A 19,193-nucleotide genomic window follows, 5' to 3' on the forward strand; every position below is an offset into this window, starting at 1 on the left:
GCGCCGGTGGTGCGGCCGGAGCGGATGGCGGCGGCGCTGGAGCAGGGCGTCGACCTGGCCGAGGTCGACCGCACGTTCAGCACCGTCGCCGCCGAACGCCGGATCGAGCAGCTGGCCCGGGTGGTGCACCACTACCTGTCCCGCCTCGACCCCGACGGGCCCGAGCCGGACCCGACCGAGGACCGGTCGCTGACCCTGTCGACGCTCGCCGACGGCACGGTGGTGATCCGCGGCCAGCTCGACGCGGTCGGCGGGGAGAAGCTGACGACCGCGATCGAGTCGGTGGTGCAGGCCGACCGGCCCCCAGGGGGATCGGCGGACCCGCGCCCAGCAGAACGCCGACGCGCTGGTGCAGTTGGCCGATAGCCAGCTGGCGGCGGGGAAGCTGCCGCTGCTGCGGACGGTGAAGCCGCACGTCGTCGTCACCACCCGGGACGCCGACCTGTTCGCCCGGGCGAACGGCGCGGCGACGGTGAGTACCGGTTTCGGCAGCCTGATCTCCGCCGCGACGGCGCGGATGCTGGCCTGCGACGGCAGCGTTACCCCGGTCCGGATCGACGAGCACGGCAAGCCGCTGAACATGGGCCGCACCCACCGGGTCGTGCCACCGCACCTGCGCAAGGCCGTCGAACTGCGGGACGAGGCGTGCGTCTTCGCCGGCTGCGGAGCCCCGAAGTACTGGTGCGACGTGCACCACCTGATCCACTGGATCTTCGGCGGGGAGACGTCGCTGGAGAACTCAGCGCTGTTGTGCGAGCGGCACCATACGAAGGTCCATCACGGATTCCGGGTCCAGCGAGGACCCGACGGCCGATGGCGCACCTTCCGCCCCGACGACACCGAGATCGTGATCGGCCGACCACTGCTCGTGTGACGCGGTCGCTCAGGGTGCCCGCGGGCCGGCGACGTAGCCTCGCCCCGCACGGCGCTGCCCCGCGCCGCCATCGAGCCGACGGGAACCCGCGCACCGCATGTACGAGTACGAGAAGGACGGCGCCGAGATCTACCGGCAGTCGTTCGCCACCATCCGCGCCGAGGCCGACCTCGACGGACTGCCCGAGGACGTCGCCCGGGTCGCGGTCCGGATGATCCACGCGTGCGGCCAGGTCGACCTGGTGCGGGACATCGCCTGGTCCCCCGCCGTCGTCGAGCGCGCGCGGGAGGCCCTGAACGCCGGAGCACCGGTGTTCTGCGACGCCCAGATGGTCGCCTCCGGTGTGACCCGCCGGCGCCTGCCGAAGGACAACGACGTCGTCTGCACGCTGAACGACCCGCGCACGCCGGGCCTGGCCGCCGACCTCGGCACCACGCGCACCGCTGCCGCGCTGGAGCTGTGGGGCGACCGGCTCGACGGGGCGGTCGTCGCCATCGGCAACGCCCCCACCGCCCTGTTCCACCTGCTCGAGCTGGTCGCGGCCGGTGGCCCACGCCCCGCCGCTGTCCTCGGCATCCCGGTCGGCTTCATCGGTGCGGCCGAGTCGAAGGACGCGCTCGCCGCCAGCGACCTCGACTTCCTCGTCGTGCGCGGCCGCCGCGGTGGCAGCGCGATGACCGCCGCAGCGGTGAACGCGATCGGGAGCGACGTCGAATGAGCGAAGGGCAGGCGTTGAGCACGGGTCGCCTGTACGGCGTCGGGCTGGGCCCGGGCGATCCCGAGCTGGTCACGGTCAAGGCCGCGCGACTGATCGGCGCGGCCGACGTCGTCGCCTTCCACGCCGCCCGGCACGGGCGGTCGGTGGCCCGAGGGCTCGCCGCGCCGTACCTGCGCGAGGGGCAGATCGAGGAGCTGCTCGTCTACCCGGTCACCACCGAGAGCACCGACCACCCCGGCGGCTACCAGGGCGCCATCGACGAGTTCTACGAGTCCGCCGCTGCCCGGCTCGCCGCGCACCTGGACGCCGGCCGCGACGTCGTCGTCCTGGCCGAGGGCGACCCGTTCTTCTACGGCTCCTACATGCACATGCACAAGCGCCTTGCCCACCGGTACCCGACCGAGGTCGTCCCCGGGGTCACCAGCGTGAGCGGCGCCGCGGCGGCGGTCGGCCGCCCGCTGGTCGAGCGCGACGAGGTGCTCACCGTGCTGCCCGGCACGCTCGGCGCCGACGAGCTCGCCGAGTGGCTCGCCACCACCGACTCCGCCGCCGTGATGAAGCTCGGCCGCACCTTCCCCGACGTGCGGGAGGCCTTCGACCGCGCCGGCGTCCTCGACCGCGCGCTGTACGTCGAGCGCGCCACCACCGACCGGCAGCGCACGATGCCCCTGGCCGACGTCGACCCGGCCACCGTCCCGTACTTCTCCCTCGCCCTGCTGCCCAGCGCGCTCACCGGACCCGGGAACGACCCCGCCCCGCCCGAGGGCGACGCGGGGAGCCACGGCGAGGTCGTCGTCGTCGGGCTCGGCCCCGGCTCGCGCAGCTGGACCACCCCGGAGGCCGCGGCCGCGCTCGACGCCGCGGACGACCTCATCGGGTACGGCCCCTACCTGGACCGCGTCGCCGTCAACCCGCGACAGGAGCGCCACCCCAGCGACAACCGGGTCGAGGCCGAGCGCGCCGCGCACGCCCTCGAGCTGGCGCGCTCGGGCCGCCGGGTCGCGGTCGTCTCCAGCGGCGACCCCGGTGTCTTCGCCATGGCCGCGGCCGTGCTCGAGGTGGCGGGCCGGCCGGAGTTCGCCGACGTGCCGGTCCGCGTGGTCCCGGGGCTGACCGCCGCCCAGGCGGTCGCGTCGAAGGTCGGCGCCCCGCTCGGCCACGACTTCTGCGTCATGTCGCTGTCCGACGTCCTCAAGCCGTGGGAGGTCGTCGTCGACCGGCTCCGGCACGCCGCCGCGGCGGACCTCGTCATCGCCCTCTACAACCCGCGCTCGAAGCACCGCCCGCACCAGCTCGGCGAAGCCCAGAAGGTGCTCCTGGAGACGCGGTCGACCGACACCGTGGTGGTGGTCGGCCGGGACGTCGGCGGCCCCGAGGAGCAGCTCACGATCACGACCCTGGGCGACCTCGACCCGGAGACCGTCGACATGCGCTGCCTGCTCATCATCGGGTCCTCGCAGACCCGCGTCGGCCGCGGCGGGGCCGTCTTCACGCCGAGGACCTACCCGGGGTAGCCGCGCCCGGGGAGCGAAGCTGTTCCACCACCGCGGAGAAGCCCTCGCCACCCCGCCCATCGGCGATGGCTCCGCGGGTCAGCGCCCGGACGAGAGCCGGCAGCCCGGGGTCGACGCCCCTCGCCCGGCTGGTGACGACGATGTGCTCGAGCGCCGCGTCGTTCATGTCCAGGGTGTCCTCGTCGCCCGGGTAACGCCCCTGGTCCACGTCGCGAGCCAGCCCTTCGAGCGTCGCCGGCAGGATCGCCATGACCCGGTTGGCGTAGGGCAGGAAGGTCCGGGCAGTCACCCCGTCGGCGGTCATCACGGCGGCGGCATGCAGGAACGACGCCATTCCCGCGAAGAAGACGTCGAGCATGCCGAGGTCGTAGAGGGAGGCCAGCCCCGGTTCGGCGCCCAGGAACTCCGCCTCCCCGCCCAGCGCGAGCAACGTTCCACGGTGCTCCTCGAACACCTCGGCCGACCCGCTGTAGAGCACCTGCGCGTCCGGACCGCCGATCAGCGGGACGGGCACCATGATCGCGCCGTCGAGGTAGCGCACCCCGTGCCGGGCGGCCCATTCGGCCGTGGAGCGGGCGTCCTCCGGGGTGGACGAGGTCAGGTTCACCACTGCCTTTCCCGCCAGCCGATCGGCCAGCGGATCGAGCAGCTCGCGCACGGCGGCGTGGTCGCGCACGCACAGCATCGTGACGCCACCGTCCTCGACCGCCGCGGCGACGCTGCCGGCGCGGAGCGCACCCGCCGCCATCAGTGGCTCGGCGCGGGCAGGGGTCCGGTTCCAGACGGTGGTGGGGTGCCCGGCCTCCAGGAACGCGCTCGCCAGCGCCGCTCCCATCGCACCCAGCCCCACCACCGTCACCGATGTCTTCGTGCTGTCGATCGTCATGGTGAGAACGCTAGAGTCTGACATCGATGTCAGAGTCAAGCCTGGGGGCGGGATGACGTGCGCATCGGAGAACTCCAGCGCCGGACCGGTGTGAACCAGCGCCTGCTGCGCTACTACGAGGAGCAGCGCCTCCTGACGCCGATGCGCCGGGCGTCCGGCTACCGCGAGTACGCCGAAGGCGACGTCCGCACCGTGCAGCACATCCGCACATTGCTCGCCGCGGGCCTGCCGACCGCGACCATCGCCGAGGTGCTGCCGTGCCTGGCCACGGACGGCGACCGGCTGGTGGTACCCGACTGCGCAGAGGTGCTCGACGAACTGCAGCGCGAGCGCGACCGGCTCACCGACGCGATCCACGGGCTCGAAGCCGCGCGCTCGGAGCTGGACGGGATCATCGCCAGGGCCCCGGCGGGGATGGCGCCGAGCACCTGCGACTGACCCGGACGGTCGCGTGGTACCGCCTCACGGGAGCGCGGACAACCACGCAACGGCCTCCTCGACAGTGGCCACGACCGGCACCCTGGGTGGTACGGGCAGCCGCCGGACCAGCACGACCGGCACCCCGAGCTCGCGGGCAGCAGTGAGCTTGGCCTCCGTCATGTGCCCGCCGGAGTCCTTGGTGACCACGACGTCCACACCGTGCTCCCGCAGCAGCGCGAGCTCGTCGGCGAGGCTGAACGGCCCACGCTCGAGGATGACGGTGGTGCGCGCGGGGAGCGGCGGCTCCGGCGGGTCGACCGACCGGACCAGCACCTCCTGGGTCAGCCCGGCGAAGGCACCCAGACCCATCCGGCCGGTGGTGACGAACACGTGCCCGAACCCGGCGACCGCCACCGCGGCCTCCTCGAGCGAGTCCACCCAGCGCCAGTCGTCGCCCGGCTGCTCCGTCCACCCCGGCCGCTGCAGCCGGAGCAGCGGGACGCCCGTGACCGCGGAGGCCGACGCCGCGGACGCCGTCATCGTGGACGCGAAGGGGTGCGTCGCGTCCACCACCGCCGCGACCGGGTTCGCCGCCAACCACGCTGCCAGGCCGACGGCTCCCCCGAAGCCGCCGACGCGCACCTCGCCCGGCGGCAGCAGCGGATCGGCCACCCGGCCGGCCAGCGAGCTGACGACGTCGACGCCGTCGGCCACCAGCGCCGTCGCCAACCGCCGCGCCTCGCCGGTCCCCCCGAGGACGAGCACCCGGCCGGTCACCCGCACCGCCCAGGCATGCTGACCACGTGAGCAGGGACGGCGCCACCGGGCTGCGTTACGGCTGGACGACAGGCGCCTGCGCGACCGCCGCGGCCACCGCCGCCTACACCGCCCTCCTCACCGGCGAGTTCCCCGACCCCGTGACCATCGACCTCCCGGGCGACAAGCACCCGTCGTTCGCGCTGGCGAAGGAACTGCTGGAGGACGGCGCGGCCACGGTCGGCATCGTCAAGGACGCCGGTGACGACCCCGACGTCACGCACGGCGCCCTCGTCTCGGCGCGCGCGACGCATGGCGAGCCCGGCACCGGTGTCACGTTCCGCGCGGGGACCGGCGTCGGCACCGTGACCAAGCCCGGTCTGCCCCTGCCCGTCGGCGAGCCGGCAATCAACCCGATGCCGCGCCGGTTCATCCGCGAGCACGTCGCGACGGTCGCCGCGAGCCACGGCGGGAGCGGTGACGTCGTCGTCGAGATCGCGGTGGAGAACGGCGAGGAGCTGGCCCGGAAGACGTGGAACCCGCGGCTGGGGATCGTCGGCGGGCTCTCCATCCTGGGCACCACCGGGGTGGTCGTCCCGTACTCGTGCTCGTCGTGGATCGACTCGATCCGCCGCGGCATCGACGTCGCCCGGGCGGCCGGCCACCAGCACGTGGCCGGGTGCACCGGCAGCACCAGCGAACGCGTGGTCGGCGAGCTGTACGGCCTGCCCGAGGACGCGCTGCTGGACATGGGCGATTTCGCCGGCGCCGTGCTCAAGTACCTGCGCCGGCACCCGGTCCCCCGGCTGACCGTGGCCGGTGGGATCGGCAAGCTGGCCAAGCTCGCCGACGGTCACCTCGACCTGCACTCCGGGCGCTCGCAGGTGTCGACGGACTCGCTCGCGGCGAGGGTGGACACCGCGGGCGGCTCCCCGGAGCTGGTCGAGGGCGTACGCGCCGCCAACACCGCCCTCGATGCGCTGCAGCAGTGCCAGGCGGCCGGTCTCCCCCTCGGCGACCTCGTCGCGGCCGGCGCCCGGGACACCGCGCTCGGCGTGCTCCGCGGCGCCCCCGTCGAGGTCGACGTCGTGGTCATCGACCGCGGGGGCACGATCGTCGGCCGGAGCTAGCGAAAGGACCCCGCTGCCCCCCACCGCTCGCAGGCTCGCGTCGGGCCCCTGCAGCGCGGCCGTCACCGACGGCGACTGGTCGAGTAGAGGTGGCTGTCGGGGAACTGCCCCGCGGTCAGCACCGCGCCGACGATCACCACCGCCGTCCGCTTCACCCCGGCCTCCTCGACCTGCGCCGCGATGTCGGCGAGCGTCCCACGCAGGACCAGCTCGTCGTCCCGGCTGGCGCGCGCCACCACGGCGACCGGGCAGTCCGCGCCGTAGTGCGGGACGAGCTCCGGCACGAGCTCGGCGATCCGCTGCACCGCGAGATGGAGCACCAGCGTCGCCCGCGAGGCGCCGAGCGTGGCCAGGTCCTCCCCCGGCGGCATGGGCGTCGACCGCGCCGAGGTGCGGGTCAGGATCACCGTCTGGCCCACGCCGGGAACCGTCAGCTCCCGCTTCAGCGACGCAGCGGCGGCCGCGAACGCCGGCACCCCGGGGACGACGTCGTAGGGGATGCCGATCGCGTCGAGCCGGCGCATCTGCTCCGCCATCGCGCTGTACACCGACGGGTCGCCGGAGTGCAGCCGGGCGACGTCGAGGCCGGCCTCGTGCGCGGCCAGCAGCTCGGCCGTGATGGCGTCGAGGTCGAGGTTCGCCGTGTCGACCAGCCGGGCGCCGGCCGGGGCGGTGTCGAGCAGCTCGCGCGGCACGAGCGCACCGGCATACAGGCAGACCGGCGCGCTCGCGATGATCCGTGCCGCCCGGACGGTGACCAGGTCCGCGGCACCCGGTCCGGCACCGATGAAGTGCACCGTCACGGCTTGACCACCGACCAGATCGTCACCGGCATGGCCGGCCTCCAGCCGGTGAACCGACCGACCGGCTCCGCGTGCTGCACGCCGATGCGCACCAGGTCACCTCCCACACCTGCCGACCACGCGGCCAGGACCGTCTCGCTCTGCACGGTCACCGCGTTCGCCACCAGCCGGCCCCCCGACGGGAGCGCCTCCCAGCAGGCCTCCGGCACCCCGGGCACGGTGAGCCCGCCGCCGATGAAGACCGCGTCCGGGCGGGGCAGACCGGCCAGCGCCTCGGGTGCCCTGCCGGTCACCACCCGCAGCGCCGGGACGCCGAGCCGGGCGGCGTTGCGGCTGATCCGAGCCGCCCGCTCCGGCGAGGACTCGACGGCCACGGCCCGCGACGCCGGGTCCACCCGCATCCACTCGATGCCGACGGAGCCCGCGCCCGCCCCGACGTCCCACAGCAGCTGCCCCGGCACCGGCACCAGCCGGGCCAGCGTGACGGCGCGGACGTCGGCCTTGGTCAGCTGGCCGTCGGACTCGTAGGCGCCGTCCGGCAGCCCGGGCGTGGTCGGCAGGGGCACGGTGCCCTGGTCGGCGCGGCACTCGACGGCGGTGACGGCGAGGGCGGGCCCCGGCCCCGACCAGCCCGCCGCGGTTCCGGAGCGCACCGTCTCGTCCGGACCGCCGAGGTCGCCGAGGACGGCGAGGGTGCTGTCCCCGAACCCGCGCTCGGTCAGCAGGGCCGCGATCGCGGCGGGCGCGGCGCTGTCCGACCCCAGGACGAGCAGCCGGCGACCCGGCTGGACGTGCGGGTGCAGCAGCTCGACCGGCCGCCCGACGAGGGTGACGACGGGGGTCTCCTCGACCGGCCAGCCCATCCGCGCGCACGCCAGCGAGACCGACGACGGCGCCGGCAGCACCCGCACCCGATCGTGGCCCAGCAGGCGGGTCAGGGTGGTCCCGATCCCCGACAGCATCGGGTCTCCGCTGGCCAGCACGACGATCGCGCGGTCGGAATGCCGGTCGACGAGCCCGGGCAGCGCCTCGCTCAGCGGCGACGGCCACGGCACCCGCTCGGCCCGGACGGAATCCGCGACGAGGGCGAGCTGGCGGGCGCTGCCGAGGAGCACCTCGGCCCGCTCGATCGCCGCCCGCGACGATGTCGGCAGCCCGTCCCACCCGTCGGCGCCGATGCCCACGACGACGACCTGCGACGGGCTGGCGGGATGCATGACGGCCGATCCTAGGCAGGCCCGCCGAGGGCCCTCGGCATCATGGACGCCGTGACCACCAGCGGAATGGGCCGGGCGATCCTCGTCGCGGGGACGACGTCGGACGCCGGCAAGTCCGTCGTCACCGCCGGGATCTGCCGCTGGCTGGCGCGTCAGGGCGTCTCGGTCGCGCCGTTCAAGGCGCAGAACATGAGCAACAACTCGATGGTCACCGTCGACGGCGCGGAGATCGGCCGCGCGCAGGTCATGCAGGCCGCCGCCGCCCGCGTCGAGCCCGAGGCGGCCATGAACCCGGTGCTGCTCAAGCCCGGCGGCGACAACTCCAGCCAGGTCGTCGTCCTCGGCCGGCCGGTCGCCGACGTCACCGCGCTGTCCTACCGGCCGATGAAGGCCGCGCTGCTGGAGCAGGTGCTCGCGTCCCTCGCGGACCTGCGGTCGCGGTTCGACGTCGTCGTCTGCGAGGGCGCCGGCTCCCCCACCGAGATCAACCTCCGCGCCGACGACATCGCCAACATGGGCCTCGCGACGGCGGCCGACCTGCCCGTGGTCGTGGTCGGCGACATCGACCGCGGCGGCGTGTTCCCCGCCCTCTACGGCACGGTGGCGCTGATGCCGCCGGCCGACCAGCGGCTCGTCGCCGGCTTCCTGGTGAACAAGTTCCGCGGCGACGTCCGGCTGCTCGAACCGGGGCTGGCGGAGCTCGAGCGGCTGACCGGCCGGCCGACGCTCGGCGTCCTGCCGTGGCAGGGCGGCCTCGAGCTCGACGTCGAGGACTCGCTGAACGTCCCCGCGGCGTCCTCCGGCGGGAGTCCGCGCGGCGAGGAGGTGCTGCGGGTGTCGGTGGCCCGGCTCCCCCGCCTGTCGAACTTCACCGACCTCGACGCGCTGGCCGCGGAGCCCGGCGTCCTCGTCCGGTACGCGACCCGGCCCGAGGAGCTCGCCGACGCCGACCTGGTCGTGCTGCCGGGCACCCGTTCCACCGTCGCCGACCTCGGCTGGCTGCGGGAGACCGGGCTGGCCGACGCGGCCGCCCGCCACGCCGCCGCGGGACGGCCGCTGCTCGGCATCTGCGGGGGCCACCAGATGCTGGCGCGCACCATCAGCGACGACGTCGAGTCCCGCGCCGGCACGGTCGCGGGGCTGGATCTGCTGCCGACGACGGTGCGGTTCGCCCCGGAGAAGACCCTCGGCCGACCGGTCGGCACCGCGCTCGGGCAGCCGGTGCACGGCTACGAGATCCACCACGGCGTGGTCACGGTCGACGACGCCGCCGAGGCGTTCCTCGACGGCGCCCGATCCGGCTCCGTCTTCGGCACCACCTGGCACGGCGCGCTGGAGAACGACGGGTTCCGCCGGGCCTTCCTCGGCGAGGTCGCGGCCATCGCCGGGCGGCGCTTCGTCGTCGCCCCGGACACCGACTTCGCCGCCGTCCGGGAGGCGCGGCTGGACCGCCTCGGCGACCTGATCGCCGACCATGCCGACACCGACGCGCTGTGGCGGCTGATCGACTCCGGCGCCCCGGCCGGCCTGCCGCTCCTGCCCCCGGGGTCCGCCGCGCGCTGATCCGGGCGGCTGTCGGAGCGACTCCCCGCTGTGGTTGCATAGCGACGCCACACGCGACGGCAGTGGAGGAAGCCCGGTGAGATTCCGGCGCGGTCCCGCCACTGTGAGCCGGCTCTGAGCCGGTGAGTCAGGAACTCCCGCCGTCGCGCACCTGCCACCTCCGGGCGTGGACACCCGGGGAGAGGACTGCGCCATGCGCGGCTGCCCGGTCAGCGACTCGTGAACTTCCCCTTCGGCGCCGTCGTCGGCATGGACGACATGCGGCTGGCCCTGGTGCTCAACGCCGTCTCCCCCGCCGTCGGCGGTGTGCTGGTGCGCGGCGAGAAGGGCACCGCCAAGTCGACGGCGGTGCGCGCGCTCGCCGCCGTCCTGCCCCCGGTCGACGTCGTCGCGGGCTGCCGGTTCGCCTGCGATCCGCACGCTCCTGACCCGGCCTGCCCCAACGGCCCGCACGATCCCGGCGCCCCGGGGCTCACCCGTCCGGCGCGGCTGGTGGAGCTGCCGGTCGGCGCCTCGGAGGACCGCGTCGTCGGCGCGCTCGACCTGGAGCGGGCGCTCACCGAGGGCGTGAAGGCGTTCGAGCCCGGCCTGCTCGCGGCCGCGCACCGCGGCGTGCTCTACGTCGACGAGGTCAACCTGCTGCACGACCACCTGGTCGACCTCCTCCTGGACGCCGCGGCCATGGGCACCGCCTACGTCGAGCGGGAGGGCGTGTCCGTCCGGCACGCGGCCCGCTTCCTGCTGGTCGGGACGATGAACCCCGAGGAGGGCGAGCTCCGGCCTCAGCTGCTGGACCGCTTCGGCCTCACCGTGGAGGTGACCGCACCCCGCGACCCGGACCTGCGCGCCGAGGTGGTCCGCCGCCGCTTCGCCTTCGACGCCGACCCCGCCGGCTTCGCCGCCTCCTGGGCCGCCGAGGAGTCGGCGCTGTCGGACCGGATCGCCGCGGCCCGCGCACGCCTGCCGCACGTCGTCCTCTCCGACGCCGCGCTGCGCCAGGTGACCGCGATCTGCGCCGCCTTCGACGTCGACGGGCTGCGCGCCGACCTGGTCACCGCCCGCGCGGCCCTCGCCCACGCCGCCTGGTGCGGACGCGACGAGGTCACGGAAGAAGACGTCCGGGTCGCCGCCCGCCTCGCCCTCCCCCACCGCCGCCGGCGCAACCCGTTCGACGCCCCCGGCCTGGACGACGAGACGCTCGAGCAGGCACTCACCGACGCGCGCCCGGACGACGAGGGTCCGGACGACGACGGCAGCGGCCCCGACGGCGGTGGCACTCCCGACGGCGGGGGCACTCCCGACGGCGGGGGCACCCCTGAGAGCCGAAATGGCGATGTCGGCCCCTCCTCCGAGCCGCCGACGACGGCGCCCCGCGGGGAAGGCGGCGGCTCGACCGAGGCCGCGCAGGCGCCGGCACCCGAGCGCGCCGCGGTCGCACCGACCGATCCGTTCCGTACCCGCCGGCTCGAGGTGCCGGGCATCGGTGCCGGTGCCGCGGGCCGGCGCTCGCGGGCGCGCAGCGAGCGTGGCCGGGTCGTCGGCTCCACCCGCCCCTCGGGCACGGTCACCCGGCTGCACCTGCCCGACACGGTGCTCGCGGCCGCTCCGCACCAGGTGGCCCGCGGGCGCACCGGCCTGGGGCTGCGGCTCGCGCGGGAGGACCTCCGCCAGGCCACCGTCGAGGGACACGAGGGCAACCTCGTCCTGTTCGTCGTCGACGCCAGCGGGTCGATGGGCTCCCGGGCGCGCATGGGCGCGGTCAAGGGCGCCGTCCTGTCCCTCCTCCTGGACGCCTACCAGCGCCGCGACAAGGTCGGGCTGGTCACCTTCCGGGGTGCCGGCGCCGACCTCGCGCTCCCGCCGACGTGGTCGGTGGAGGCCGCCGCGGCCCGCCTGACGGACCTGCCGACCGGCGGCCGGACGCCCCTGGCCGCCGGCCTGTTCCGGGCGGCCGAGGTGCTGCGCGTCGAGCGGGTGCGTGACCCGCAGCGCCGCCCGCTGCTCGTCGTCGTCACCGACGGCCGGGCGACCGGCCCGCGCGGCGGCACGCACGTCGCCGACTCGCACGCCGCGGCCGCCCGGCTGGCGATGGCGGGCACGGCGAGCGTCGTCGTCGACTGCGAGTCCGGACCGGTGCGGCTCGGCCTGGCCGCCACGCTCGGCGTCCACCTCGGCGCGCAGACGCTGCGCCTGGAGGAACTGGCCGCGGACTCGCTGGCGGCCACCGTGCGTTCCGTCCGCCAGGCAGCCTGATGCCCCAGGGACAGGTCGCCGCCGTTCCCGCCGACGGCCTCACCACCCGCCAGCGCCGCAACCGACCGCTGCTCGCCGTCCACACCGGCGAGATGAAGGGCAAGTCGACCGCCGCGTTCGGCATGGCCATGCGGGCGTGGAACCAGGGCTGGTCGATCGCGGTCTACCAGTTCGTCAAGAGCGCGAAGTGGAAGGTCGGCGAGGAGAACGCCCTCACCGCGCTGGGCCGGCTGCACGAGCAGACCGGCGAGGGCGGCCCGGTGGTCTGGCACAAGATGGGCAGCGGCTGGAGCTGGTCGCGCAAGCACGGCGAGGAGACCGACCACGCCGCCGACGCCGCCGAGGGCTGGGCGCAGATCCGGCGCGACCTCGCCGCCGAGGCGCACCGCTTCTACGTCCTCGACGAGTTCACCTACCCCATGAAGTGGGGCTGGGTCGACGTCGACGAGGTGGTGCGCACCCTGCGCGACCGTCCCGGCAACCAGCACGTCGTCATCACCGGGCGCGACGCCCACCCGGCGCTGGTCGAGGCCGCCGACCTCGTCGTCGAGATGACCAAGGTCAAGCATCCGATGGACGCCGGCCAGAAGGGCCAGCGGGGGATCGAGTGGTGACCCTGCCGCGGCTCGTCCTCGCCGCGCCGTCGAGCAACGCCGGCAAGACGTCGATCACCACCGGGCTGATCGCCGCACTGACCGCGCGTGGCCTCGCCGTCTCGCCGCACAAGGTCGGGCCCGACTACATCGACCCCGGGTACCACGGGCTGGCCGCCGGCCGCCCGGGCCGCAACCTCGATCCGTGGCTGGTCGGCGAGGACCGGGTGGCCCCGCTGTTCCTGCACGGGGCGCGGTCCGCCGACGTCGCCGTGGTCGAGGGGGTCATGGGGCTGTTCGACGGCGCCGCGCACCCCTCGGTCCCGCCGGGTTACGCCTCCACCGCCCACGTGGCGGCGCTGCTCCGCGCTCCGGTCGTGCTGGTCGTGGACGCGTCCTCGCAGGCGCGTTCGGTCGCGGCCCTGGTGTACGGCTTCACGACGTTCGACCCGGCGGTGCGGATCGGCGGGGTGATCCTCAACCGGGTCGGCAGCGACCGGCACGAGGAGATCCTCCGGCAGGCGCTGGCCGGCACGCGGATGCCCGTCCTCGGCGCGATCCGCCGGCTCGACCAGCTGCACACGCCCTCGCGGCACCTGGGCCTCGTGCCCGCGGCGGAGCGCTCGGCCGAGGCGCTGGCGACCGTCGAGCGACTCGGCGCCGTCGTCGCCGAGGGGGTGGACCTCGACGCCGTGCTCGCGCTCGCCCGGACCGCCCCCGCGCTGGACGCCACTCCCTGGGACCCCGCTGCCGAGGTGCAGAAGGTACCCGGCCGACCCCGGATCGCCGTGGCCGGCGGACCCGCGTTCACGTTCGGCTACGCGGAGAACGCCGAGCTGCTGGCGGCCGCCGGCGCGGACGTGGTGACGGTCGACCCGCTGCGGGACGAGGCGCTGCCCGACGGCACCGCGGGCCTCGTCGTCGGCGGCGGCTTCCCCGAGGTGTACGCCGCCGAGCTGTCGGCGAACGAGTCGCTGCGCGCCGACGTCGCCGCGCTCGCCGGCCGGGGCGGCCCGGTCGCCGCGGAGTGCGCCGGCCTGCTCTACCTCGCGCGCGAACTCGACGGACTGCCGATGTGCGGCGTCCTCGACGTCCGGACGGCGATGTCCGAGCGCCTGACGCTGGGCTACCGGGCGGCGGTCGCCGCATCCGACTCCGTCCTGGCGGCAGCCGGCACGGCCGTGCGCGGGCACGAGTTCCACCGCACCCGCGCCGAGCCGGGCGCCGGCGGCACCCCTGCCTGGGAGTGGTCGCCGTCCGGCCCCGAGGGCTTCGTCTCCGGCGGCGTGCACGCCTCCTACCTGCACCTGAACTGGGCCGGATCCCCGGGGCTCGCCTCCCGGTTCGTCGCCGCCGCCGCACGGCTGACCGAAGGACGGCACCATGCACATCGCTGAGGGGTTCCTCCCGGCCGGGCACGCGGTCGGCTGGACCGTCGCCGCCGCGCCGTTCGTGGTGCACGGCGCCCGGGCCGTCGTGAAGGAGGTGCGGGAGAACCCGGAGTCGACGCTGCTGCTGGGCGCCGCCGGTGCGTTCACGTTCGTGCTGAGCGCGATCAAGCTGCCGTCGGTCACCGGCAGCTCCAGCCACCCGACCGGCACCGGCGCCGGCGCGATCCTGTTCCGGCCACCGGTCATGGCGCTGCTCGGCACGGTGGTCCTGCTCTTCCAGGCGCTGCTGCTCGCCCACGGCGGGCTCACCACGCTCGGTGCGAACGCGTTCGCGTTCGCCGTCGTCGGGCCCTGGGTGGGGTACGGCACCTACCGGCTCACCCGGTGGCTCGGCGGCGGGCTGTTGCCCGGGGTCTTCGCCGGCATGGTGCTCGCCGACCTGGCCACCTACGTCACGACGTCGCTGCAGCTGGCGCTGGCCTTCCCCGACGCCACCACCGGCCTGGCCGGCGCGGCGGCGAAGTTCCTCGGCGTCTTCGCGCTCACCCAGATCCCGCTCGCGATCGGCGAGGGGCTGCTCGGCGTCCTGCTCTTCCGGGTCCTGACGGTCAACGCCCGTCCCGAGCTGGAACGGCTCGGACTGCTGTCCCCCGCTCCGGTCCCGGCTGCCGGAGGTGCCGCGTGAACCGCCGCTCGCTGGTCGACGCCCTGATCGTCCTCGCCGTGGTCGCGCTGTTCGCCGTTCCGCTGCTGCTCGACGGCGGGACCTCGGAGTACGGCGGCACCGACGCCACGGTCACCCAGGAACTCGAGGCGGACGGCTACACGCCCTGGTTCGACTCGCTGTTCAGCCCGGCCGGCGAGGTCGAGTCGGGACTGTTCGCGCTGCAGGCCGCGATCGGCGGCGGCGCGCTGGGCTACGTCCTGGGCCGGCTGCGCGGCCGACGGCTGGCGCAGGACGCGGGGACCGCGGCGCCGTGACCGGGCTGGCCGTCGACGACGCCGCGTGGAGCAGCGCCTGGCGGCGCCGCTCCCCCGGCGACAAGCTGCTGCTCTGCGGCGGTCTCGTCGGCTGCGCCCTCGTGCTGCCGGCGTGGCCCGGCAGCGTCCTCGTCGGTCTGGTCGCGGTCGGCCTGGCGCTCGGCCCGGCGCGGGTCCCCGCCCGCACCTTCGGGCGCGCGGTCCGGCTGCCGCTGGCGTTCGTCACCGTCGGTGCCCTGACCGCCGTGGTCTCCGTGTCCGGCGACGGGCTCGGCTGGGCGCCTGACGCGGCGAGCCGCGCGGCGTCGCTCCTCGGGCACTCCGTCGCCGGGGGCGCGGCGGTGCTGCTGCTGGCCACCACGACGCCGATGTCGGACCTGCTCCCGGCGCTGCGGCGGCTGCGGGTGCCGGCGGCGGTCGTGGAGGTCGCCTCGGTCGTCTACCGGCTGCTGTTCGTGCTGCTGCAGAGCCTCCGCACGATCCGGGAGGCGCAGACCGCGCGGATGGGTCACTCGTCGCTGCGCCGTTCCTACCGCTCCACCGGCGTGCTGGCCGCCGCGGTGCTCACCCGCTCGTGGGACCGCGCCCGGCGGATGCAGGAGGGGCTGGCCGGGCGCGGGATGGAGACCGGCCTGCGGGTCCTGCCCGAGGTGCTGCCGTCGTCGCGGGCCTTCCTCGCCACCTCGGTGACCGGCCTCGCCGGGATCGTCGCGGCGAGCGTGCTCGTCCCATGAGCCACCGCCACCTGACCGCGGAGGCGCTCGTCGCCGGGTACGAGCGCGGCCGGCCGGTGCTGGACGGCGCGTCGCTGACCGTCCCCGCCGGCCGCCGGCTCGCCGTGCTCGGGGCCAACGGGTCCGGCAAGACCACCCTGCTGCGGTGCCTGTCCGGTGCCCTGCGGCCGGCCGCAGGCACCGTCGCCCTGGACGGCGTGCCGCTGGAGCACTCGCGGCGCGGGCTGCGGGCGCACCGGCAGGAGGTGCAGCTGGTGCTCCAGGATCCCGACGACCAGCTGTTCAGCGCCTCGGTCGCGCAGGACGTGTCGTTCGGCCCGCTCAACCTGGGACTGCCGGAGGACGACGTCCGCGCGCGGGTCGCCGAGGCCCTGGCCCTCCTGGCCGTCGACTCGCTGGCCGCGCGACCCACCCACCAGCTGTCGTTCGGCGAGCGGAAGCGGGTGGCGATCGCCGGCGCGGTGGCGATGCGGCCCTGCGTCCTGCTGCTCGACGAGCCGACCGCCGGCCTCGACCCCTCCGCGGTCGCGGAGACCCTCGCCGCGCTCGCCCGCCTCCAGGAGCACGACTCCACCGTGGTGATGAGCACCCATGACGTGGACCTCGCGCTGCGCTGGGCCGACGAGGTCGCCGTCGTCGTCGACCGCGCCGTGGTGCAGGGCGAGCCGCAGGACGTGCTCGGCGACGACGGCCTGCTCGTCCGCGCCCGGCTCGAACGGCCCTGGACGCTCACCGTCGGCGCCCGGCTGCGCGACCTCGGCCTGCTGACCGGGCCGTCGCTCCCCCGCGACGCCGCCGGACTGCTCGCCGCCCTGCCCGAGCACCCGGGGGTGCTGTCGTGATCACCGTCGGCTTCGGCGCCGTCCCCGGAGTGACGGCCGAGGAGGTGCTCGCCGCCGTGGACGCCGTGCTGCCGCCCGGGGCCGCGGGCGTCCGGCTGGCCACCCTGGATGCCCGCGCCGCCGAGCCGGGGGCGCGGGCGGCCGCGGTCGAGCGGGGCTGGGCGCTGACCGGCCATCCCGCCGCCGAGCTGGCCACGATCGCGGTCCCGGCTCCGTCGGCTCGGGTCGCCTCGCTCGTCGGGACGCCCTCGGTCGCGGAGGCGGCGGCGCTGCTCGGCGGGGGCGACCTCGTCGTCGGCAAGACGGTGCACGGCCGGGTCACCGTCGCGGTGGCGCGGGACGTCGACCTGCGCCACCACGGGGACGCCGAACTGGCGCCCGGACTGGTCGACCTGGCGGTGAACGTGCGCGCGGGCGGTCCGCCGGAGTGGCTGCGCCGCGTGCTCCACCGGGCCGTCGACGACAGCGCCGCCTATCCCGATCCGGCGCCCGCCCGGGCCGCTGTCGCGGCGGCGCACGGACGCTCCCCGGACGAGGTGCTGCTCGCCGCCGGGGCGGCCGAGGTCTTCGTCCTGCTCGCCCGCGCCCTCGCGCCGCGCCGTGCCGTGGTGGTCCACCCGTCCTTCACCGAGCCGGAGCTGGCACTGCGCCGGGCCGGGCACCCGGTGACCCGGCTGCAGCTGCGCGCCCAGGAGGGCTACCGGCTGGACCCCGCCGCGGTGCCCGACGACGCGGACCTCGTCGTGATCGGCAACCCGACCAACCCGACGTCGGTGCTGCACCCGGCCGCCGACCTGGCCCGGCTGACGCGACCCGGCCGCGTCGTCGTCGTGGACGAGGCGTTCGCCGACACCGTGCCCGGGGAGCCGGAGTCACTGGCCGCCCGCACGGACCTCCCGGGGCTGCTGGTGGTCCGCAGCCTGACCAAGACCTGGGCGCTGGCCGGGCTGCGCGTCGGCTACGCGCTCGGCGCTGCCGACCTGGTCACCGCGCTGGCCGCCGAGCAGCCGCACTGGCCGGTGTCCAGCCCGGCGCTGGCGGCACTCGCGGCCTGCAGCGCCCCGGACGCCCGCGCGGAGGCCGGGGCCGCCGCCCGGGCACTCGCCGGGCACCGCGCCGCGCTGCTCGACGCACTGCCCGCGGGGGTGTCCGTCGAGGGCAGCCCGGCGTCGTCCTTCGTGCTGCTCCGGGTGCCCGACGGCCAGCGGGTGCGGGCGGCGCTGCGCGGCCGCGGCTGGGCCGTGCGGCGCGGCGACACCTTTCCCGGCCTCTCCCCCGATCACCTGCGCGTCGCCGTCCGGGATCCGGAGACGTCCCGGGCCTTCGCGCGGGCGCTCGCCGAGGTGCTGGAGGCGGGGCGATGACGCCGTACCCCGCGGAGCTGCAGCTCTCCGGCCGGCGCGTGGTGGTCGTCGGTGGCAGCGGAGCCGCACATCGGCACGTGGCCGGGCTCGTCGCGGCCGGCGCCCGGGTCACGCTGGTCGCGCCCGCGCTCACACCGGCGCTCGAGTCGCTGGTCGCCGCTGGGCGCGTGGACCGGCGGCCGCGCCGGTACGCGACGGGCGATCTCGACGGCGCCTGGTTCGCCGTCGCGGCGACCGGCGATCCCGCCGTCGACGCGGTCGTGGCCCGCGACGCCGAGGCGGCGCGGATCCACTACACCTGGGACGAGACGCGACCGGCGCCGGACCTGCCGTCGTCCGGAGGCGTCGTGCTCGTCGGGGGCGGTCCGGGCGACCCAGGGCTGATCACCGTGCGGGGGCAGCGGGCCCTCGACGAGGCCGACGTCGTCGTCGTCGACCACCTCGCGCCGCAGGGCCTGCTCTCGTCGCTGGCGCCGCACGTGGAGGTCGTGGACGCGTCCAAGCTCCCGCGCGGCCGGGCCATGGCGCAGGAGCGGATCAACGAGCTGCTGGTGGCGCACGCGCGGGCGGGGCGACGCGTCGTCCGGCTCAAGGGCGGCGACCCGTTCGTCTTCGGCCGCGGCATGGAGGAGCTCGAGGCGTGCACCGCGGCCGGCGTCCCCGTCGAGGTCGTCCCCGGCGTGACCAGCGCCGTCGCCGTCCCCGCCCTGGCGGGCGTGCCGGTCACCCACCGCGGGCTGACCCACGAGTTCGTGGTGGTCTCCGGCCACGTGCCGCCGGGCGATCCGTCGTCCCTGGTCGACTGGGCAGCGCTCGGCAGGCTCCGGGGCACCGTCGTCGTCCTCATGGGCGTGGACACCGCCGCCCGGATCGCCGAGGCCCTGGTGGAGCACGGCCGGGCGCCGGCGACGCCCGTCGCCGTGGTCGTGGACGGGGCGAGCCCGACCCAGCGGGTGCTGCGCACGACGCTCGCCGGGCTCGGCGCGACCATGGCCCACGAGGCCGTCCGGCCACCCGCCGTCTGGGTCGTCGGCGACGTCGTGGACCTCGCCGGGACGCCGTCGCCGGCGGCCGGCCCACGGGTGGCCGAGGCGGCGGTGGGAAACTCCCGCTGAGCGCGGCGGTCCCCTGCCGCGCCGATCGGAGGAGTGCAT

At 75.9% G+C, this 19,193-nt stretch carries 19 protein-coding genes, 1 pseudogene and 1 riboswitch; of the genes and pseudogenes, 16 read left to right on the top strand and 4 right to left on the bottom strand.

What is annotated here, in order from left to right; translation table 11 throughout:
• Positions 1-24 precede the first annotated feature (24 nt).
• From CRP30_RS23370 to CRP30_RS16105, 4 genes and pseudogenes are all read left to right on the top strand, one after another.
• Positions 25-580, top strand: a pseudogene (locus CRP30_RS23370) (DUF222 domain-containing protein); the annotation flags it as partial.
• Positions 581-874, top strand: a complete 294-nt coding sequence (locus CRP30_RS23375; protein WP_369406767.1) for an HNH endonuclease signature motif containing protein — start codon at positions 581-583, stop codon at positions 872-874.
• Positions 875-971: 97 nt separating this feature from the next.
• The gene (locus CRP30_RS16100) at positions 972-1,592 is read left to right on the top strand and encodes a precorrin-8X methylmutase (protein WP_097185041.1); all 621 of its coding nucleotides are present in this window, start codon (positions 972-974) and stop codon (positions 1,590-1,592) included.
• A complete protein-coding gene (locus CRP30_RS16105; RefSeq protein WP_097185042.1) occupies positions 1,589-3,106 on the top strand; it encodes a precorrin-2 C(20)-methyltransferase in 1,518 nt (505 codons plus the stop codon). The genes CRP30_RS16100 and CRP30_RS16105 overlap by 4 nt, the downstream gene beginning before the upstream one ends.
• On the opposite strand, the gene CRP30_RS16110 is transcribed toward CRP30_RS16105, so the two are convergent.
• Positions 3,081-3,992 carry an NAD(P)-dependent oxidoreductase gene (locus CRP30_RS16110; RefSeq protein ID WP_097185043.1) on the bottom strand — a complete coding sequence of 304 codons (912 nt, stop codon included), beginning with the start codon at positions 3,990-3,992 and terminating at the stop codon, positions 3,081-3,083. The two genes, CRP30_RS16105 and CRP30_RS16110, sit on opposite strands and share 26 nt — an antisense overlap.
• A gap of 57 nt (positions 3,993-4,049) precedes the next feature.
• Between CRP30_RS16110 and CRP30_RS16115 the strand changes: the two genes are divergently transcribed.
• Positions 4,050-4,430, top strand: a complete 381-nt coding sequence (locus tag CRP30_RS16115; protein WP_097185044.1) for a MerR family transcriptional regulator — start codon at positions 4,050-4,052, stop codon at positions 4,428-4,430.
• Positions 4,431-4,454: 24 nt separating this feature from the next.
• Here the strand turns inward: CRP30_RS16115 and CRP30_RS16120 are convergent, their stop codons facing one another.
• Positions 4,455-5,195, bottom strand: coding sequence for a cobalt-precorrin-6A reductase (locus CRP30_RS16120; protein ID WP_235003480.1), 741 nt, complete (start codon positions 5,193-5,195; stop codon positions 4,455-4,457).
• A 20-nt stretch (positions 5,196-5,215) separates the two neighbouring features.
• Here CRP30_RS16120 and CRP30_RS16125 point away from each other — a divergent pair, with 20 nt between their 5' ends.
• A complete protein-coding gene (locus CRP30_RS16125; protein ID WP_097185046.1) occupies positions 5,216-6,298 on the top strand; it encodes a cobalt-precorrin-5B (C(1))-methyltransferase in 1,083 nt (360 codons plus the stop codon).
• Positions 6,299-6,360: 62 nt separating this feature from the next.
• On the opposite strand, the gene cobM is transcribed toward CRP30_RS16125, so the two are convergent.
• Both cobM and cbiE read right to left on the bottom strand, forming a co-directional pair.
• A complete protein-coding gene (cobM, locus tag CRP30_RS16130) occupies positions 6,361-7,101 on the bottom strand; it encodes a precorrin-4 C(11)-methyltransferase (RefSeq protein WP_097185047.1) in 741 nt (246 codons plus the stop codon).
• Entirely contained in the window at positions 7,098-8,318 is a 1,221-nt protein-coding gene (gene cbiE / locus CRP30_RS16135) for a precorrin-6y C5,15-methyltransferase (decarboxylating) subunit CbiE (protein ID WP_097185048.1), read from the bottom strand. Before cbiE ends, cobM begins: the two co-directional genes overlap by 4 nt.
• A gap of 51 nt (positions 8,319-8,369) precedes the next feature.
• Between cbiE and CRP30_RS16140 the strand changes: the two genes are divergently transcribed.
• From CRP30_RS16140 to cobA, 10 genes are all read left to right on the top strand, one after another.
• Positions 8,370-9,881 carry a cobyric acid synthase gene (locus tag CRP30_RS16140; RefSeq protein WP_235003481.1) on the top strand — a complete coding sequence of 504 codons (1,512 nt, stop codon included), beginning with the start codon at positions 8,370-8,372 and terminating at the stop codon, positions 9,879-9,881.
• Between the two features lie 52 nt (positions 9,882-9,933).
• Positions 9,934-10,029: riboswitch (adenosylcobalamin (AdoCbl) riboswitch) on the top strand.
• Positions 10,030-10,100: 71 nt separating this feature from the next.
• Complete coding sequence (locus CRP30_RS16145; RefSeq protein WP_097185049.1) at positions 10,101-12,134, top strand: putative cobaltochelatase; 2,034 nt, start codon at positions 10,101-10,103, stop codon at positions 12,132-12,134.
• Positions 12,134-12,748, top strand: a complete 615-nt coding sequence (gene cobO / locus CRP30_RS16150; protein WP_097185050.1) for a cob(I)yrinic acid a,c-diamide adenosyltransferase — start codon at positions 12,134-12,136, stop codon at positions 12,746-12,748. The genes CRP30_RS16145 and cobO overlap by 1 nt, the downstream gene beginning before the upstream one ends.
• Positions 12,745-14,124 carry a cobyrinic acid a,c-diamide synthase CobB gene (locus CRP30_RS16155; protein ID WP_097185342.1) on the top strand — a complete coding sequence of 460 codons (1,380 nt, stop codon included), beginning with the start codon at positions 12,745-12,747 and terminating at the stop codon, positions 14,122-14,124. Before cobO ends, CRP30_RS16155 begins: the two co-directional genes overlap by 4 nt.
• Complete coding sequence (locus CRP30_RS16160) at positions 14,111-14,803, top strand: energy-coupling factor ABC transporter permease (protein WP_097185051.1); 693 nt, start codon at positions 14,111-14,113, stop codon at positions 14,801-14,803. The genes CRP30_RS16155 and CRP30_RS16160 overlap by 14 nt, the downstream gene beginning before the upstream one ends.
• Positions 14,800-15,099 carry an energy-coupling factor ABC transporter substrate-binding protein gene (locus CRP30_RS16165; RefSeq protein WP_097185052.1) on the top strand — a complete coding sequence of 100 codons (300 nt, stop codon included), beginning with the start codon at positions 14,800-14,802 and terminating at the stop codon, positions 15,097-15,099. Before CRP30_RS16160 ends, CRP30_RS16165 begins: the two co-directional genes overlap by 4 nt.
• Positions 15,096-15,833, top strand: coding sequence for a cobalt ECF transporter T component CbiQ (gene cbiQ, locus CRP30_RS16170; protein ID WP_097185053.1), 738 nt, complete (start codon positions 15,096-15,098; stop codon positions 15,831-15,833). Before CRP30_RS16165 ends, cbiQ begins: the two co-directional genes overlap by 4 nt.
• Entirely contained in the window at positions 15,830-16,675 is an 846-nt protein-coding gene (locus CRP30_RS16175; RefSeq protein WP_097185054.1) for an energy-coupling factor ABC transporter ATP-binding protein, read from the top strand. The genes cbiQ and CRP30_RS16175 overlap by 4 nt, the downstream gene beginning before the upstream one ends.
• Positions 16,672-18,039, top strand: coding sequence for an Rv2231c family histidinol phosphate aminotransferase CobC (gene cobC, locus CRP30_RS16180; protein ID WP_235003482.1), 1,368 nt, complete (start codon positions 16,672-16,674; stop codon positions 18,037-18,039). The genes CRP30_RS16175 and cobC overlap by 4 nt, the downstream gene beginning before the upstream one ends.
• Complete coding sequence (gene cobA / locus CRP30_RS16185; protein WP_097185055.1) at positions 18,036-19,154, top strand: uroporphyrinogen-III C-methyltransferase; 1,119 nt, start codon at positions 18,036-18,038, stop codon at positions 19,152-19,154. The genes cobC and cobA overlap by 4 nt, the downstream gene beginning before the upstream one ends.
• Positions 19,155-19,193 lie beyond the last annotated feature (39 nt).

This window comes from Blastococcus haudaquaticus (assembly GCF_900230285.1).
Classification (GTDB): domain Bacteria; phylum Actinomycetota; class Actinomycetes; order Mycobacteriales; family Geodermatophilaceae; genus Blastococcus_B; species Blastococcus_B haudaquaticus.